The organism is Pseudonocardia sp. GCM10023141, from assembly GCF_042653605.1.
Window position 1 is genome coordinate 64,272 of sequence record NZ_JBHSIR010000030.1, and the last position, 16,434, is coordinate 80,705.

Annotated in this window: 20 protein-coding genes; 12 read left to right on the forward strand and 8 right to left on the reverse strand. The window is 72.3% G+C overall.

The genetic code is table 11. The features are described 5' to 3' along the window. Position 1: 1 nt before the first annotated feature. Positions 2-532: a CGNR zinc finger domain-containing protein gene (locus tag ACFPFQ_RS18095; protein WP_379620243.1), complete on the reverse strand. Its 531-nt coding sequence runs from the start codon at positions 530-532 to the stop codon at positions 2-4. A 62-nt stretch (positions 533-594) separates the two neighbouring features. On the opposite strand from ACFPFQ_RS18095, the gene ACFPFQ_RS18100 reads away from it, so the two are divergent. After that, entirely contained in the window at positions 595-1,542 is a 948-nt protein-coding gene (locus ACFPFQ_RS18100; RefSeq protein WP_379620245.1) for an EamA family transporter, read from the forward strand. 19 nt (positions 1,543-1,561) lie between these two features. Here ACFPFQ_RS18100 and ACFPFQ_RS18105 read toward each other — a convergent pair whose 3' ends face one another. Further along, positions 1,562-2,140, reverse strand: a complete 579-nt coding sequence (locus tag ACFPFQ_RS18105) for a murein hydrolase activator EnvC family protein (RefSeq protein WP_417715032.1) — start codon at positions 2,138-2,140, stop codon at positions 1,562-1,564. A 329-nt stretch (positions 2,141-2,469) separates the two neighbouring features. Between ACFPFQ_RS18105 and rpsB the strand changes: the two genes are divergently transcribed. The 6 genes from rpsB (at position 2,470) to ACFPFQ_RS18135 (ending at position 7,313) form a co-directional block, all read left to right on the forward strand. Then, positions 2,470-3,402, forward strand: coding sequence for a 30S ribosomal protein S2 (gene rpsB / locus ACFPFQ_RS18110; RefSeq protein WP_379620737.1), 933 nt, complete (start codon positions 2,470-2,472; stop codon positions 3,400-3,402). 100 nt (positions 3,403-3,502) lie between these two features. Beyond that, a complete protein-coding gene (tsf, locus tag ACFPFQ_RS18115) occupies positions 3,503-4,318 on the forward strand; it encodes a translation elongation factor Ts (protein WP_379620247.1) in 816 nt (271 codons plus the stop codon). Between the two features lie 49 nt (positions 4,319-4,367). Beyond that, complete coding sequence (gene pyrH / locus ACFPFQ_RS18120) at positions 4,368-5,138, forward strand: UMP kinase (protein WP_379620249.1); 771 nt, start codon at positions 4,368-4,370, stop codon at positions 5,136-5,138. Next, on the forward strand, positions 5,135-5,692 hold the full coding sequence (frr, locus tag ACFPFQ_RS18125; RefSeq protein WP_379620251.1) for a ribosome recycling factor: 558 nt from the start codon (positions 5,135-5,137) through the stop codon (positions 5,690-5,692). The genes pyrH and frr overlap by 4 nt, the downstream gene beginning before the upstream one ends. Before the next feature lie 30 nt (positions 5,693-5,722). Continuing rightward, the gene (locus ACFPFQ_RS18130) at positions 5,723-6,571 is read left to right on the forward strand and encodes a phosphatidate cytidylyltransferase (RefSeq protein WP_379620252.1); all 849 of its coding nucleotides are present in this window, start codon (positions 5,723-5,725) and stop codon (positions 6,569-6,571) included. Between the two features lie 43 nt (positions 6,572-6,614). After that, positions 6,615-7,313 (forward strand): class I SAM-dependent methyltransferase, encoded by a 699-nt coding sequence (locus tag ACFPFQ_RS18135; RefSeq protein WP_379620739.1) that lies wholly within the window; start codon positions 6,615-6,617, stop codon positions 7,311-7,313. On the opposite strand, the gene ACFPFQ_RS18140 is transcribed toward ACFPFQ_RS18135, so the two are convergent. Then, positions 7,306-7,725 carry a ubiquinol-cytochrome c reductase iron-sulfur subunit gene (locus ACFPFQ_RS18140; RefSeq protein ID WP_379620253.1) on the reverse strand — a complete coding sequence of 140 codons (420 nt, stop codon included), beginning with the start codon at positions 7,723-7,725 and terminating at the stop codon, positions 7,306-7,308. The genes ACFPFQ_RS18135 and ACFPFQ_RS18140 overlap by 8 nt on opposite strands. Positions 7,726-7,846: 121 nt before the next feature. Here ACFPFQ_RS18140 and ACFPFQ_RS18145 point away from each other — a divergent pair, with 121 nt between their 5' ends. The 4 genes from ACFPFQ_RS18145 to ACFPFQ_RS18160 all read left to right on the forward strand — a co-directional run bounded on the left by ACFPFQ_RS18145 (position 7,847) and on the right by ACFPFQ_RS18160 (position 11,317). After that, positions 7,847-8,380: a hypothetical protein gene (locus ACFPFQ_RS18145; protein ID WP_379620254.1), complete on the forward strand. Its 534-nt coding sequence runs from the start codon at positions 7,847-7,849 to the stop codon at positions 8,378-8,380. 87 nt (positions 8,381-8,467) lie between these two features. Beyond that, entirely contained in the window at positions 8,468-9,589 is a 1,122-nt protein-coding gene (locus ACFPFQ_RS18150; RefSeq protein ID WP_379620256.1) for a hypothetical protein, read from the forward strand. A gap of 3 nt (positions 9,590-9,592) precedes the next feature. Beyond that, on the forward strand, positions 9,593-10,699 hold the full coding sequence (gene rlmN / locus ACFPFQ_RS18155; protein ID WP_379620258.1) for a 23S rRNA (adenine(2503)-C(2))-methyltransferase RlmN: 1,107 nt from the start codon (positions 9,593-9,595) through the stop codon (positions 10,697-10,699). Positions 10,700-10,801: 102 nt separating this feature from the next. After that, positions 10,802-11,317, forward strand: a complete 516-nt coding sequence (locus ACFPFQ_RS18160; protein WP_379620260.1) for a hypothetical protein — start codon at positions 10,802-10,804, stop codon at positions 11,315-11,317. 39 nt (positions 11,318-11,356) lie between these two features. Here ACFPFQ_RS18160 and ACFPFQ_RS18165 read toward each other — a convergent pair whose 3' ends face one another. From ACFPFQ_RS18165 to ACFPFQ_RS18185, 5 genes are read right to left on the reverse strand one after another with little or no spacing between them, the layout of a single operon-like run. Further along, on the reverse strand, positions 11,357-12,424 hold the full coding sequence (locus ACFPFQ_RS18165; protein ID WP_379620261.1) for an ATP-dependent DNA ligase: 1,068 nt from the start codon (positions 12,422-12,424) through the stop codon (positions 11,357-11,359). Positions 12,425-12,473: 49 nt separating this feature from the next. Next, positions 12,474-13,073, reverse strand: a complete 600-nt coding sequence (locus tag ACFPFQ_RS18170) for a carboxymuconolactone decarboxylase family protein (RefSeq protein ID WP_379620262.1) — start codon at positions 13,071-13,073, stop codon at positions 12,474-12,476. Then, positions 13,070-13,861: a methyltransferase domain-containing protein gene (locus ACFPFQ_RS18175; RefSeq protein WP_379620264.1), complete on the reverse strand. Its 792-nt coding sequence runs from the start codon at positions 13,859-13,861 to the stop codon at positions 13,070-13,072. Before ACFPFQ_RS18175 ends, ACFPFQ_RS18170 begins: the two co-directional genes overlap by 4 nt. After that, positions 13,858-15,675 carry a BTAD domain-containing putative transcriptional regulator gene (locus tag ACFPFQ_RS18180; RefSeq protein WP_379620266.1) on the reverse strand — a complete coding sequence of 606 codons (1,818 nt, stop codon included), beginning with the start codon at positions 15,673-15,675 and terminating at the stop codon, positions 13,858-13,860. Before ACFPFQ_RS18180 ends, ACFPFQ_RS18175 begins: the two co-directional genes overlap by 4 nt. Before the next feature lie 51 nt (positions 15,676-15,726). Beyond that, positions 15,727-15,888, reverse strand: a complete 162-nt coding sequence (locus ACFPFQ_RS18185) for a tautomerase family protein (protein ID WP_379620267.1) — start codon at positions 15,886-15,888, stop codon at positions 15,727-15,729. A 160-nt stretch (positions 15,889-16,048) separates the two neighbouring features. On the opposite strand from ACFPFQ_RS18185, the gene ACFPFQ_RS18190 reads away from it, so the two are divergent. After that, positions 16,049-16,432 (forward strand): PPOX class F420-dependent oxidoreductase, encoded by a 384-nt coding sequence (locus ACFPFQ_RS18190; protein ID WP_379620269.1) that lies wholly within the window; start codon positions 16,049-16,051, stop codon positions 16,430-16,432. The last annotated feature ends 2 nt before the right edge of the window (positions 16,433-16,434 follow it).

Consider the following 16,434-nt stretch of genomic DNA (forward strand, 5'->3'; position numbering starts at 1 on the left):
GTCATCCCTTGCGCGCGCGGTAGGCGGCCGCGGCCACCCGGTTGCCACAGGCCGTGCTGCAGAAGCGCCGGGAGCGGTTGCGCGACAGGTCCACGACGATCCCGTTGCACGTGTCGTCGGCGCAGACCGCGAGGCGGCTCAGCTCGTCGGCGCGGATGACGTCGATCATCGCCATGGCCGTCTCCACCGCGATCCGGTCGGCGAACGGCGTCTCGGGGCCGGTGGCGTGCAGGTGGTAGTCCCACCCGTCGTGGCTCACGAGCTGGGGGAGCGCGTTGCGCTCGGCGAGTGTCCGGTTGACGATGCGGACGGCCTCGTCGCGATCGCTGCGCAACAGCTCGCGCAGCGGCTCGCGCAGTGCCCGGACCGCGTCCAGCTCGGCGGCGTCGTGGCTGCGCGATCCCGTGTACTCGTACTCGACGAAGAACGCGTCCAGCTCGGCGAGCGACGTCAGCGTGTCCGGCTCCGCCGCCGAGTTGACGAGCGCAGCCGCGGCCATCAGTGCGGCGTTGGTGTCATGGGTGAAGACCACGTTGACACCTTACGCGGCGCCGCATAGCGTCATGACCCATGGCCACTGTTGCTCATGACGCAATGACGTCGAGTACAGGGCGATCGGCCGGTGCGAACGGTCGTCTCACGGCGGGGCTCGGCTTCGCGGTGGCGTCGGCGGCGTCGTTCGGCCTCTCCGGTCCGCTCGCCAAGGGGCTGATGGACGCCGGCTGGTCATCGGCGGCCGCCGTGGCGGCCCGGATCCTGCTCGCCGCCGTGGTGCTCGCACCGGTGGCGGTGCTGCAGCTGCGCGGCCGCTGGTCGTTGCTGCGCCGCAATGCGGGGCTGATCACGGTGTACGGCCTCATCGCCGTGGCCGGATGCCAGTTCTCGTACTTCAACGCCGTGGCGCACATGCAGGTGGGCGTGGCGCTGCTGATCGAGTACACGGCGCCGATCGCCGTGGTGCTGTGGCTCTGGCTGCGCCACGGCCAGCGTCCCGGCTGGTTGACGCTGGCCGGCGGGGTGCTCGCTGCGGGAGGCCTCGTGCTCGTGCTCGACCTGCTCTCCGGCGCGGACGTCAGCGTGGTGGGCATCCTCTGGGCGCTGGCGGCGATGGCGGGCGTGGCGTTCTACTTCGTGCTGTCCTCCCGGGAGGACAACGGGCTGCCGGCCACGGTGCTCGCTGCGGGCGGCCTGCTGCTCGGTGGCGTCGCTCTGCTGGTGCTCGGGCTGTTCGGCGTCGTCGCGTTCTCCGTGTCCACGGCCCCGGTGGAGTTCGGGGGTGCCGCCGTGGCGTGGTGGCTGCCGGTGGTCGCGCTCGGTGTGGTGACCGCGGCACTGGCCTACGTGACGGGCATCGCGGCCACCCGCAGGCTCGGCTCCCGGCTGGCGTCGTTCGTGGCGCTGCTGGAGGTGCTCGCTGCGCTGGTCTTCGCCTGGTTGCTGCTGGGGGAGGCCCCGCGGGCCGTGCAGATCGTGGGCGGCCTCCTGATACTGGCGGGTGTTGTGGTGGTGAAGCTCGGGGAGGGCCGGGGCGCCCGGAGTTGATGCGGACGTCCAGCGCAGCTCAGGGATCACCGTCGGGCCACGGGTCGGGCACCGGTAGCAGCCGGATCAGGGGCGGGCGCAGCAGCACCAGCGGATCCAGGTACTCCGTGCGGTCGCGGCGCACGCCCCAGTGCAGGCAGGCGGGCGCGGGACATCCGGGGTGGCCTGCTGCCAGCGTGCCGAGCACCGTGCCGACCTCGACGACGGTCCCGGCCATGACGGCCGCGGTGACCGGTTCGTAGGTGGTGCGCAACCCGTCGTCGTGCTGCACGGACACGACGCCGCGGCCGGCGAGCTCGCCGGCGAAGACCACCGTGCCGCCGCGGGCGGCGAGCACCGCGGCACCGGGTGGCGCGGCCAGGTCGACGCCGCGGTGCCCCGGCCCGTAGGGCTGTTCCGGCGGGAGGAACGGCGTGACCACCGTCGGGGGAGGGTGCAGCGGCCACGCGTAGCGGGCGCCGGGCGCGGGCACGCCGGCTCCGGGCACGGCCGGCGGCTCGGCGGTGACCGCGGCGGCAACCGGAACCGGCACCGCAACGGTGCCGAGCACCAGCAGCGCCACCGCGAGCGAGCCGGGGATGCGGGTGACAATGGGCACGCCACCCAGCGTGGCCCGTCCGCCACTGCCACGGGGGACGGATGCCCGACCTGTGGATGGCCGGTCGGCGATGTGGACAACTCGGGACGCGGCGTGAGGTCGGCAGGGAGCCCGGCGTACACTCGACACGCACCCTGACACCTGTCGGGGTGACTTCGCGCGCTCGCGTATCCCACTTCCGTGGGGACGGCGTCCGGGCGGTCCCGCAGTCCTCATCGCGGGTCCGGATGCCGCTGCGACGCCAGGGTGGTGCCGCCGACCGGCGCACCGCGACAACCGCGCGCGTGACCGCCAGCCGGTCGCGCCCGAACGAGAGGTGGATGCCGGCTATGGCCGTCGTCACCATGAAGCAGCTGCTGGACTCTGGTGTGCACTTCGGGCACCAGACCCGCCGCTGGAACCCGAAGATGAAGCGCTACATCCTCACCGAGCGCAACGGCATCTACATCATCGACCTGCAGCAGACGCTGTCGTACATCGACCGTGCCTACGAGTTCGTGCGCGAGACCGTCGCGCACGGCGGCACGATCATGTTCGTCGGCACCAAGAAGCAGGCGCAGGAGGCCATTGCCGACGAGGCGAGCCGCGTCAACATGCCGTACGTCAACCAGCGCTGGCTGGGCGGCATGCTCACCAACTTCCAGACCGTGCACAAGCGCCTCCAGCGCATGAAGGAACTGGAGTCGATGGAGCAGACGGGGGGCTTCGAGGGTCGCACCAAGAAGGAGATCCTCATGCTCACGCGCGAGAAGACGAAGCTCGAGAAGACCCTCGGCGGCATCCGCGACATGGCGAAGATCCCGAGCGCCGTGTGGATCGTCGACACCAAGAAGGAGCACATCGCCGTCGGCGAGGCTCGCAAGCTGGGCATCCCGGTCGTGTCGATCCTCGACACCAACTGCGACCCCGACGAGGTCGACTTCCCGATCCCGGGCAACGACGACGCGATCCGCTCCGCCGCGCTGCTCACCAAGGTGATCGCGCGTGCCGCCGCCGACGGTCTCATGGCCCGCTCGGAGCGCAACGGTGGCGCCAAGTCGGGCGACGCACAGCCCGAGACCGGTGCCGACGAGCCGCTGGCCGAGTGGGAGCGCGAGCTGCTCCCGACCGGTGCCGGTTCCGACGGCGCGAGCCTGCCCGACGCAGCGGCTGTCACCGCCGCACCGGCAGCAGCCGACGCCCCGGTCGCCGACGCTGCGGCAGTGGAGACCCCCGCGGTCCCCGCCACCACGAGCAACGGCACCGCTTCCACCGCGAGCTGATCTGCTGCCGTGCGGGGCCGGGGAGACCCGGCCCCGCACGGCGCTCGCTCGCACCCACACCAACGCGCCCGCACACGGACAAGGACGAAGAGGCAGCACCATGGCGAACTACACCGCCGCCGACGTCAAGAAGATCCGGGACCTGACCGGTTCCGGGATGATGGACTGCAAGAAGGCGCTCGAGGAGTCCGAGGGCGACCTCGACAAGGCCGTCGAGCTGCTGCGCATCAAGGGCGCCAAGGACGTCGGCAAGCGCGCCGGCCGCGACGCCGCCAACGGGCTCGTCGTCGCCGAGGGCGGCACGATGGTCCAGATCAACTGCGAGACCGACTTCGTCGCCAAGAGCGCCGACTTCCAGGCTCTGGCCGAGAGGGTCCTGCAGGTCGCCGTGGCCGAGATGCCCGCCGACCTCGAGGCGCTCAAGGCCACCAAGCTCGACGACGGCACCGTCGAGGACGCCGTGCTGGCGCTCTCGGCCCGCATCGGCGAGAAGCTCGAGCTCAAGCGCTACATCCACGTCGACGGCCCGGTTGCGCTCTACCTGCACCGCCGCGCGTCCGACCTGCCGCCCGCCATCGGCGCGCTCGTCGCGTACGAGGGCTCCGACGGTGACACGGCCAAGGGCGTGGCGATGCACATCGCCGCCGCGCGGCCGCAGTACACCTCGCGCGCCGACGTCCCCGGCGACCTGCTCGAGAACGAGCGCCGCATCGCCGAGGCCACCGCCCGCGAGGAGGGCAAGCCCGAGCAGGCGCTGCCGCGCATCATCGAGGGTCGCATCAACGGCTTCTACAAGGACGTCGTCCTGCTCGACCAGAGCTCGGTGCACGACTCCAAGAAGACGGTCAAGGCCCTGCTCGACGAGGCCGGCGTCACCGTCAAGGAGTTCGCGCGCTTCGAGGTCGGCCAGTCCTGATCGGACTGCTCGACCGCACTCCACCCGTACCAACCTCTGACGGGACGTGATGACGGACCCACGGATCGGCCTCGACGGCACCCGCCCAGGCTTTCGCCGCGTGTTGCTCAAACTCGGCGGCGAGATGTTCGGCGGCGGTGCCGTCGGGGTCGACCCCGGGGTCGTCGAAACCGTTGCCCGCCAGATCGCCGAGGTCGTCTCCACCGGGGCCCAGGTCGCGGTGGTGATCGGCGGCGGCAACTTCTTCCGCGGCTCGGAGCTGCAGCAGCGCGGCATGGACCGCGCCCGTGCCGACTACATCGGCATGCTGGGCACGGTGATGAACTGCCTGGCGCTGCAGGACTTCCTGGAGCGCGAGCACCACATCGACACCCGCGTGCAGACCGCCATCACCATGGGCCAGGTCGCGGAGGCCTACATCCCGCGGCGCGCCATCCGGCACTTGGAGAAGGGCCGCGTCGTGATCTTCGGCGCCGGGGTGGGCATGCCCTACTTCTCCACCGACACCGCCGGTGCCCAGCGGGCGCTGGAGATCGGCGCCGAGGCCCTGTTGCTGGCGAAGAGCGTGGACGGCGTGTTCACCGCCGACCCGAAGCTCGACCCCGACGCGAAGCTGTACGACGAGATCACCCACCGCGAGGTCCTGGAACAGGGGCTGAAGGTGGCCGATGCCACCGCGTTCAGCCTCTGCATGGACAACAAGATGCCGATCATCGTGTTCAACCTGCTGATCGAGGGCAACATCGCCCGCGCGGTGCGGGGTGAGAGGATCGGCACGCTGGTCAGCACACCCGGGCAGGAAAGCAGGGACGAGTCGTGATCGACGAGACGCTCTTCGACGCCGAGGAGAAGATGGAGAAGGCCGTCTCGGTGGCCAAGGACGATCTCGCGAGCGTCCGCACCGGCCGGGCCACTCCCAACATGTTCGCCCGCGTCATGGTGGAGTACTACGGCGCCTTCACGCCGATCAACCAGCTCGCCTCCATCACCATCCCCGAGGCGCGCATGGTCGTCATCAAGCCCTACGACGCCGGGTCGATGCGGGCGCTGGAGAAGGCGATCCGCGAGTCGGACCTCGGGCTCAACCCGAGCAACGACGGCCAGATCATCCGGTGCATCATCCCGCAGCTCTCCGAGGAGCGCCGCCGGGAGATGGTCAAGGTCGCCCGCGCCAAGGGAGAGGACGCGCGGGTCACGATCCGCAGCGTCCGCCGCAAGGCCATGGACGAGCTGCACCGCATCGTGAAGGACGGCGACGCGGGTGAGGACGAGGTCGGGCGCGCGGAGAAGGAACTGCAGGCCGCCACCGACCGGTACGTCCACCAGATCGACGATCTGGTGAAGCACAAGGAAACCGAGCTCCTCGAAGTCTGACCGGTGACAGCGTCCGAGATTCCCGCAGGCATGGCCGAGCCCCCGTCGGGAGCGCCTGCTCCCCGCGCGTCGCGTGCCGGCCGCGACCTGGTCGCGGCCATCTCCGTCGGCCTCGGGCTCGGCGTGGTCATACTGGCGTCGCTGCTGTTCGAACGGCACGCGTTCATCGGCGTGCTCTCGCTCTCCACCGCGTTCGGCACCTGGGAGCTGGCCGGCGCGTTGCGCCGCGGCGCCGGCATCGCGGTGCCGCTGCCGGTACTGCTGGTCGGCGGCCAGGCCATGGTGTGGCTCGCGTGGCCGTTCGGCCTGGCCGGGCTCGCCGTCTCGTTCGCGGCCACGGCGCTCGCCGTGCTCCTGTGGCGAATGCGGTCCGGCGCCGACCACTTCGTCCGTGACGTCACCGCCGGCATGTTCACGGCCACGTACGTGCCGCTGTTCTGCTCGTTCGCCACGTTGCTGGTCGCGGCGCCCGACGGCATGGGGCGCGTGCTCACGTTCATGATCTGCGTCGTCGCGTCCGACGTCGGCGGTTACACCGCGGGCGTCATCGCCGGGCGACACCCGATGGCGCCCACGATCAGCCCCAAGAAGTCCTGGGAGGGCTTCGGCGGCTCGCTGGTGGCCGGCATGGTGGCGGGGGCGCTCTGCGTCACGTTCCTGCTGCACGGACAGTGGTGGGCCGGCATCCTCACCGGAGCGCTGCTCGTGATCTGTGCAACGCTCGGTGACCTCGTCGAGTCCATGATCAAGCGCGACATCGGGATCAAGGACATGGGCACGCTGCTGCCGGGGCACGGCGGCCTGATGGACCGGATGGACTCGCTGCTGCCCACGGCCGTCATCGCCTGGGCCGTGCTCATCCTCGTCGTCCCTGCCTGATCCGGCCGTGCGCCACACCGTCGGCCGGATCCTGCGCGCCGCCATGGGCGCCCCGCGGCCCATCCCGAGCCCCAACATCTGGAACTGGCCCGAGGTCTACGAGCGCGAGAACGCGGCGCAGGACGCCGACGGTGCCATCTGGGCCGCGCTGCGCGCCGCGGTGCCGTGGGCCGGACACGACGTGCTCGACGTCGGCTGCGGCGACGGCTTCCACCTGCCGGTCTTCGCGGCGGAGGCGACCTCGGTCACCGGGGTCGAGCCGCACCCGCCGCTGGTCCGCCGCGCCCGGGAGCGCCTCGGTGACGCGCTGCCGGTGCTGGAGGCGGGCGCCGAGGCGTTGCCGCTGCCCGACGCCAGCGTCGACCTGGTGCATGCGCGCACCGGGTACTTCTTCGGGCCCGGCTGCGAGCCGGGGCTGGCCGAGGCGCAGCGCGTGCTGCGGCCGGGTGGCGCGATCGCGATCGTCGACCTGGACGCCACCGTGGCGCCCTACGGCGCCTGGATGCGCGCCGACATGCCGAGCTACGACCCGATGGCCGTCGAGCGGTTCTTCGCCGACCAGGGCTTCTCGATGCTCCGCGTGCCCACCGTGTGGCGGTTCCCGGACGCCGCCACCCGTGACGCGGTGCTGCGCATCGAGTTCTCCAGCGCCGTCGGCGACCGCGCCGTCGCCCAGACCCCGCAGCTGCACCTTCCCGTCGGCTACCGCGTGCACGTGCGTCGCAAGACGCTGCTCACGTGAGCGTGATCTGCCCGCCGGTCACCGTCACGCCCATCGCCGTCAGCCCGGTCGGTGCCGGTCCCTGCACCACGCTGCCGTCGAGGGCGAACGTGCTGCCGTGGCACGGGCAGACGATCCTTCCCGCGGTGACCTTGCTCACCGAGCAGCCCTGGTGCGGGCAGACGGTGGAGAACCCGGCATAGGTGCCTGCAGCGGCCTGGGTGACCACCACGCCCTGGTCGTCGAAGATCTTCGCGCTGCCCACGGGAACGTCAGTGGCCGGGCCCAGCGCCGTGCCGGGCCCGGCGGCGACGCGGGCCGGCTGCGCCGAGCACCCCGCCGCCAGCACACCGGCGCCGAGCACGGCCGCCCCGCCGGCGACGACGACGGCGCGCCTGGTCAGTGCGACGGGAACGGTGTCGGGGTGGTTCATGGGGATGTCTCCTGGTGATGGGGGAGCGCCGGGTCGGCGCCGGGATCATCGCAAGGCAGGCGTGGGGGTTCCGTAGGGCATCCCAGCGTGCTCACAGGGAGAAATCGCTACCGTGGTCGGCATGCGTCGACCGGAGGTGCCCCTGCTCGAAGCGATCCTCGGCGGGTTGTGGTGGATCGTCGGAGCGCTCGCGCTCGACAGCGGATCGGGCACCGTCGTGCTGGCCGCCGGGCTCGCGGCCACCGGCTGGTTCGTGCTGACGCTGCGCCGTCGCCACGGCTCGGGCACCCCGCTGCCGCCCGGGGGCCGGGCGCGCCTCGTGCGCACGATCGTCGTCACGCTGGTCGTGATCGTCGGTGCGGGCGTCGGGCTCGGCTACCTCACCTGGGGTGAACTGACGGTACCGGTGGCCTGCGTCGCGGTCGGGCTGGCGCTGTTCGCGGTGTCGGCCCAGCTGGACGAGCGGGTGCTGCTGGCCGCGGGCGGCGCGCTGCTGGTGCTCGGTGCCACCGGCGCGCTGTTCGCGCTGGACGCGTCCGGCAGTGGCCTCTACCAGGGCTTTGTCGGGCTCGCGGCGGCTGTCGTGGTCTGGGCCGCGGGAGCGGTGCGGGCCGGGTTGGTGGCCGAGGCCCGGCAGCGCGTCGGGCGCCGGTAGCGGTCACCACCGGCTCCCCCGGCCGGGGGAGCCGCGTCCCTCGGCGCCGGGAGTCGGTGGCACCCGGATCGGCGGATCGTCATCGCCATGGTGATCACCGCTCGTAGGACGTCCCCGGTGCTGCCCGTCCTGGCCGGGGCCTGGTCGATCGTGACGGCCGCGCTCGGTGGCTGGTGGTGGTGGCGGCCGGACCGGGTCCCGTTCGGCCGCGACCCGCAGGCCGTGTCGGGACCGTTGGACTGGCTCCCGGCCGGCTCGGTCGGGCCGGGGCTCGTCGCGGCAGGCGCATTCGGGTTGCTGCTGGCGGTGCTCGCGCGGACCGGTCGCAGACCGGCACCGACAGCGGCGTCCGGGGCCGTGTTCGCGCTGGTCTTCGGGGTTGTGCTGCCCGGGATGCAGCCGGTGATGTTCGCCGGGTACCTCGTCGCGATGCTGGGCCCGGTCGTGGTGTTCCTCACCGTCCTCGCGGGGGCGTGGCGCTGGCGCGGCGGCCCGGCCGTCGTCGCGGCGTTCGTCCTGATCGCCGTGCTGGCGTGGACGACGGGCTTCGCCGACGCCGCGGTCTTCCGCCGCTACGGGGAGGTGCTGGTGGGCGCCGCTGCCAAGCTGGAGCAGCCCGCGTACCTGACGTTCCTGCTCGCGTGTGGCGTCCTGTTCGCCGTCATCGGGGCGCGGGCGTGGCTGGCGGCGCGCGGCGGACGGCCCGCGCCGGCGTGGACCCGGCCGGAGGCGGCGGCCCGCTGGGGGCGCGCCGCCACCGTCGTCGCCATGCTGTGCGCGCTGCCCTACGGCCTGGTCCGGATGACGTGGCTGACGCCGTGGCCGGTCGGGCCCGACGCCGCGACGCTCGCGGCGACACCGGAGATCCGGCTGCACGGGCTGTTGCTGGGCCTGGCGGCGCTGGGTGGAGCCGTGCTGACGGCCGGCCTGGTCGCGCGCTGGGGTGAGGTCTGGCCGCGGTGGATCCCGGTGCTGCGCGGGCGGCCGGTCCCCGTGGCGGCGGCGGTCGTGCCGGGCGCGCTGGTGGCCACGCTGTTCGCCTGCGCGTCGCTGCCGTTCGGTGCGCAGGTCGTCGCGACCGATGAGGCGTGGATGCTGCTGCTGTTCCCGTTCCCGCTCTGGGCGCTCTCGCTGGGCGGCGCGGTGCTGGCCTACGCCCTGCGCAGGCGGCGCCCGCAGGCACCGTCGACGACGTGGGACAATGGCTGAACCATGTCTGTTCTCCCGTTGGTCTTCGACGCCCCGCGCAAGGGCCTGCCGCCGCGTCACCTCGCCGATCTCACCGCCGCCGAGCGCGTCGCGGCCGTCACCGAGCTCGGCGAGAAGCCGTTTCGCGCCAAGCAGCTGTCGAACCACTACTTCTCGCGGCTCACCGTCGATCCCGCGGACATGACCGACATCCCGGCGGCGTCGCGGGAGCGGCTCGTCGCCGATCTGATGCCGCCGTTGCTCACCGAGGTCAAGGCGCTGGCCTGCGACGACGGCAGCACCCGCAAGACGCTCTGGCGCGCCCACGACGGCACGCTGCTGGAGAGCGTGCTCATGCGCTACCCGGATCGCGCCACGCTGTGCATCTCCAGCCAGGCCGGCTGCGGGATGGCGTGCCCGTTCTGCGCCACGGGCCAGGGCGGTCTCGACCGCAACCTGTCCACTGCGGAGATCGTCGACCAGGTGCGCTCGGCAGCCGCCGTCATGCGTGACGGGCAGATGGCAGGCGGACCGGGCCGGCTGTCCAACATCGTGTTCATGGGCATGGGCGAGCCGCTGGCCAACTACAAGCGCGTGGTGGCGGCCGTGCGGCGCATCACCGACCCCGCCCCCGACGGCCTGGGCATCTCGCAGCGTTCGGTCACGGTGTCCACCGTCGGGCTGGCGCCTGCCATCCGCAAGCTCGCCGACGAGGGCATGCAGGTGCGGCTCGCCGTCTCCCTGCACACGCCCGACGACGAGCTGCGCGACACGCTCGTGCCCGTCAACAACCGCTGGACGGTCGACGAGGTGCTCTCGGCCGCCCGTTACTACGCCGACGTCAGCGGCCGCCGGGTGTCGATCGAGTACGCGCTGATCCGCGACATCAACGACCAGCCGTGGCGGGCCCAGCTGCTGGCCAAGGTGCTGCGCAAGCACCTCAAGCAGCTCGTGCACGTCAACGTCATCCCGCTGAACCCGACTCCGGGGAGCCAGTGGGACGCGAGTCCGAAGCCGGTGGAGCGCGAGTTCGTGCGCCTGGTCAATGACGGCGGCGTGGCCTGCACCGTGCGTGACACCCGTGGCCAGGAGATCGCGGCGGCCTGCGGGCAGCTGGCCGCTGAGGGCTAGCACAGCTGCCCGGGATCACGATTCCGGAACAACCGGGCGTATCGCCTGGCCTCCCTTCACCTGATCGGGTGTTGTCGTTGCATCGCGACAATGGGGGGAACCATGGCGGGACGATCGATCATGCGCAGGCTCGCGCTGCTTGCGGGCGCCGCATTGGCAGTGACCGGGTTGCAGATCGGGGTGGCGGCCCCGGCGCAGGCAGCAGGCGAGCTGGCCTGCACGTTGTGGAAGGACGTGCCGTTCAAGGACGTCAACGACGGCTTCTCCAACGACCGGCACATGCGTGTGCAGGGCCAGACCCAGAAGTGCAGCCGCAACGGCGGACCGTGGGTGGCCTACGCCCGGGCCCACCTGAGGCACATCTCCGCGGACACGTGGTCGCCGCAGTACGGGTTCCGGGACCTCGACCTGCGGCTCTACCACGACAACGGATGCGTCGGCTGCGAGGAGCTCTGGAACTCGGGGCCGCAGCCGGAGCCCGGGATCGGCAAGGACTACTACACCGCGAGCGTCCCGATGAAGGCCGGCCAGACCTACGGCGTGCTCGTCAGCATCAACTACCGCAATCCGCCGGCGCCGAGCTTCTACCAGGCGGCGCACCAGGCGTGGAAGGCCTGAACCACGCAAGGGGGCCGGCCCGACGTGTCGGGCCGGCCCTCAGCCCAGGCCCAGCACCTCGGCCAGGTCGAACGTGACGGGCTGCTCCAGCTGCTCGTAGGTGCACGAGTCGGGGGTGCGGTCCGGGCGCCAGCGGACGAACTGCGCGGTGTGCCGGAACCGTGATCCCTCCATGTAGTCGTAGCGCACCTCGACGACCCGCGCGGGCCGCAGTGGTGTGAACGAGAGGTCCTTGCCGTTGTTCCACCGGCTCCCCTCGTTCTTGCGCGGGGTGCGCTCGCCGCCGATGTGGGCCGCCCAGTTCCACGGGTGTCCCTCGAACTCCGTGACCAGCGGCTGCAGCTCGGCGAACAGCTCCTTGCGCACGGCCATCGGGAACGCGCCGATCACACCGACGGACGCCAGCACGCCCCGATCGTCGTGCAGGCCCAGCAGTAACGAGCCGATCGCGTCCGCACCGGACTTGTGGACGCGGTACCCGGCCACGACGCAGTCACAGGTGCGCTCGTGCTTGATCTTGGTCATGACGCGCTTGTCGGGCTGGTAGGCCTGCTCGGGCTTCTTCGCGATCAGCCCGTCCAGCCCGGCGCCCTCGAACTGCTCGAACCACGTGGTGGCGAGCGCGTGATCATCGGTGATCGGCGTCAGGTGCACCGGGGGAGCGGCGTTCGCCAGCGCCTCCTCGAGCAGCGCGCGGCGCTCGCGGAAGGGGCGCTCGGTGAGGTCCTCGTCGCCCAGCGCCAGCAGGTCGAACGCGACGAAGCTCGCCGGCGTCTCGACCGACAGGAGGTTCACCCGGCTCGCGGCCGGGTGGATCCGCTGCTGCAGCACCTCGAACTCGAGCGAGTTGCGCTCCTTGTCGATCACCACGATCTCGCCGTCGATCACCGCCCGCTCCGGGAAGTTCGCCAGCACCGCCTCGACGACCTCGGGGAAGTAGCGCGTCAGCGGCCGCTCGTTGCGGCTGCCGATCTCGACCTCGGCACCGTCACGGAAGATGATCGAGCGGAAGCCGTCCCACTTGGGCTCGTAGAGCTGCCCCTCGGGAATGGCGGGCTGCGGCTTGGCCAGCATCGGCTTCACCGGAGGCATCACAGGCAGGTCCACCCGGCCATCCTGCCCCGCCGCGCAAGCACCGTCGATCCACGCGTGCTCGTCACGCCTCCGCGACGGGACGGCCGAACGTCACCGCGTCGACGACGGCGGCGGGCAGGGCGGTGCGTAGCTGGGCGTCGGGTCGGGCCCCGAGCGCGTCGTTGACGGTGGAGAACGCCACCCGCAGTGCGACGAACACCGTGATGCCGAAGATCCGGGCGTCGTCGAAGCCCGCGTCGCGCAGTTCCTGGACGTCGGCGGCGACGGTGCCGTTGGGGTCGCGCGCGACCTTGCGCGCCCAGCGGGCCAGTACGCGCTCGCTGTCGGTGAGCAGGCTGTCGTCCCCGACCAGCACGGCCGCGGCGATGTCCGGATCGGCGGCTCGCGCCAACCGGCCGCCCCACATCAGCGCGCAGTACGCGTCGCCGAGTGCCGACGCGCACGCGGCCACGAGGATGCCGCGCTCCCGCAGGTCCAGACCGTGGGCGGCGGCGGTGTCCATGATCAGGCCGAAGAGCCCGGTCACGATATGGGGCTCGTGGGCCCACAGCCGCGACGCGTTCATGACGTAGCCGAGCTCGGCGATGTCGTCGTCGAACAGGGCCTGAGCTGCGGGGGAGTGCTCGGCCGCGCGGAGGAACCCGCCCGCACCGTCGATCATGGCGTGGCCTTCCGTGCGAGGTAGCCCACGGCCGCGATCCGCGCCCGCAGCGGCAGCCCGTCGCGGACGTGCTCGGCGGCCAGCCGCGTGGCTTCGTCGAGGAAGGCCCGCTCCCCGACGTTCTGGATGGCCTCGTAGGCGGGTCCGGTGCTGGCCAGCGCCCGTGCGAAGACGTCCGGATCAGCGAACTCCCACGCGAACGGCACCTCGATCCGCCGGACGTCCACGAAACCGCACCGCGCCAGCAGGTCCTCGCCCGCGCCCGGGCGGCCCAGCGAGACCATCGCGGCCTGGTTGCCGATCTTCGCCGCGGCGGCCATCCGGAACGGTGCGAGCGCCCAGGCCCCGGGGGAGACCTTGATATGACCCCACACGGTGATCCCGACGCGACCACCGGGAACGAGCACGCGGTGGATCTCCCGCACCGCGTCCGGCGTGGTGCCCCAGATGCCGCGGAAGCTCGTGACCACGTCGAACGCGGCGTCGGCCCAGTGCAGCGCATGCATGTCGCCGACCTGGATGTCGGCATCGGGGTTGCGGTCGCGCGCGATCGCGACGAGCCGCGGCGACGCGTCGATGCCGGCACCCAGCGCGCCCCTGGCTGCGGCGAGCTCGATGGCCAGCCCGGAGCCGCAGGCGACGTCGAGGAGCCGGTCGCCGTCGCCGACGTCGAGCCGGTGGTGCACCGCGACGTACTCCCGGCAGTTGGCGGGCTCGCTCAGCGTGGCGAAGTCGGCTGCACGGCGGCCCCAGCCCTCGTCGACGAGCGTCCAGTCCAGGTCCGTCATGAGGTCCGCCTCGCGGGGGTGTCGGGTTGGGTGAGCATCCCGGCCAGCTCCGGGTTGTCGATGCCGGCGCCGAGCATGCGGGCGGCCGCGAGCGCCGTGCGATCACCCAGCCTGCTGCGGTGCAGGTGGGCGCGCACCACGAGCTCCTGCATGTCGCAGCGCGCCGCGAGGGCCCCGAGCCGGGTGACCAGCGGCGCCGCGGTCTGGTGGTCGGCCCGGTCGAGCGCCGTGGTGATCGCGGTGTCGAGCACGTGGGCGTGCACCCACTGGTAACGGTCCGACGACCGGTTGCACCGGGCGGCCGCCTCGACGAGCCACCCGGTGGCCGCGGTGTGGTCGCCGCGCACGGTGTGGAGCAGGCCGAGCCCGCGCGCCGCCATGCCCTCCCAGCAGGGATCGCCGAGCTGGCAGGCCAGCACCCAGGCCCGTTCGAGGCCGTCGGCGGCGCCGTCGAGGTCGCCGGCACGCAGGTCCAGCTCGGCCCGCAGTGCCTGCGGCCACGGCAGGAACGCCATCCAGCGCTGCTCGGTGACCAGCTCCATCGAGCGGGTGAGCGCGCCGGTGGCCTGGCTGCGCTCGCCCCGCAGCAGGTGTGCCCGCCCCATGATCGACAGCGACCAGGCCTGCTGACGGTGGTCGCCGCAGCTCGCGGCCCGCTCCACGGACTCTCCCAGTAAGCCGAACGCCGCCGGGTAGTCGCCGCGGTCAGAGGCGTTCATCCCGCGCACCGCCAGCACCGCCGCGAGCTCGGCGTCGCTGCCCGCGAGTGCCTGTGCCGAGGCCAGCGCGGTGTCGGCGGTCGCGCGGCGGCCCGCCTGCACCTCGACGAACCCGAGCTCCCGGTGCGCCGTCGTCGCCGTCGCGCGGTCACCGGCCCGGGTGGCGAGGTGGATCGCCTCGTGCAGGATCAGCGCGCCCTCCTCGTCGCGCCCGCGCACCGCGTGCACCAGCGCGCCGCCGAGTGCGGCCAGCGCGCGGCCGTGCAGCGCGTCGTCGTGGCAGCGCGCTGCCTCCAGGACGGCCCGCCGCAGGCACTGGATGCCGGCGTCGGCGGCACCGGCGATGATCGCGGCCCGACCCGCGTCGAGCTGGCTGACGGCGGCGGCCCGGCCACCCGCCGGCAGCGTCATCGACGAGCCGATCGGCACCGTCGCGGCATCGCGCAGCGCGGGTGAGATCCCGATGCCGAGCTCGCCGCGCAGGAGGTCCTCGCAGACAGCGATCTGTCGCTGCGCCGCCTCCCGGTCACCCGCCGTCGCGAGGCTGCGCACGAGCAGCTCGTGGTTGCCCTCGTCGAGCGGGTTGTGTCCGACGGCCCGTGCCGCGAACGGGACGGCCTCGTCGGCGCGGCCTGCGGCGAGCAGCGCCACCGCTGCCTGGTGCAGCCGGGCCTCGATCGCGGCCGAGAGGCGGTGGCGCTCCACCAGCAACCAGGACTCGAACGCCGGGCTCGACGCCACACCCAGGCCGTCGAGCAGCTCGCCGTCGAGGGCCAGCAGCGCGGCGTCGTCGGAGCGCTCGAGGTGCTGGACGTCGATGACGACCTCCGGGCCGAAGACCGCGTCGACGGGGTCGCCGGTGAACGCGTCGGGCAGCCCGAGGCTGCGGCGCAGCTCGGCGAGCGTCCAGCGCACCGCTCCCAGCGGGTCGGCGGCCTCGTCGAAGAGCAGTTCGGCCAGCTGCCGGCGGCTCGGCGGCCGCGTGGCCAGCACGACGTAGGCGAGCAGCGCCCACGCCTTGCGCCCCCGGGGCGAGCGGGCGGGCTCGCCGTCGCGCTCGAGGGCAGGCGAGCCCAGCAACCGGATCCGCACCATGCGCCCACCTCCCAGCACGATCCTCGTCCACCCACCGCCGGTGCAACAGCCTCAGGCGGCGCCAGCGGCCAGCGCCTGAACGGCCTCGGTGGTGAGCTGGTTGCCGCCCACGCCCCAGTCGCCGCTCTTGACCTCGTCGATGACGACCCAGGTGACGCCGCGCAGGTTCTCGCCCTCGATGGCGACCATGGCCTCGGTGAGCGACTTCACCATCTCGCCTTCTGCCCGTCGGTGAACACGCCTTCGATGACCCTGACGTTGATGAGCGGCATGGCCGTCTCCTCCCTTGATGGTGAACCGGCCGCTGCGGCCGGCCAGGTGCACCATCCGGGTCCGGCGTGTGACCGACCGTGTGACGCACTAGCGTTTCCCCATGCAACTATCCGACGACCTGCTCGGGCTGCTGACCAGGCCCAGCCCGTGCACGTTCACCACGCTCATGCCCGACGGGTCGCCGCACGCCACGCTGACGTGGGTCGACACCGACGGGAGGAACATCGTGATCAACAGCGTGCGAGGACATCGCAAGGTGCGCAACGTCGAGCGCGATCCGCGGGTCGCCCTGACCGTCCTGGATCCCGAGCAGCTGGGGCGGTACGTCGGTGTGCGCGGCCGGGTCGTCGACATCACCACCGAAGGCGCCGTCGAGCACATCGACCGGCTGGCCCAGCGCTACCTGGGCCGCGACTATCCGTGGTTCGGCGGCCGTGACCAGGTCCGCCTGATCCTCACGGTCGAGGCGGACGTGATCACCTGACC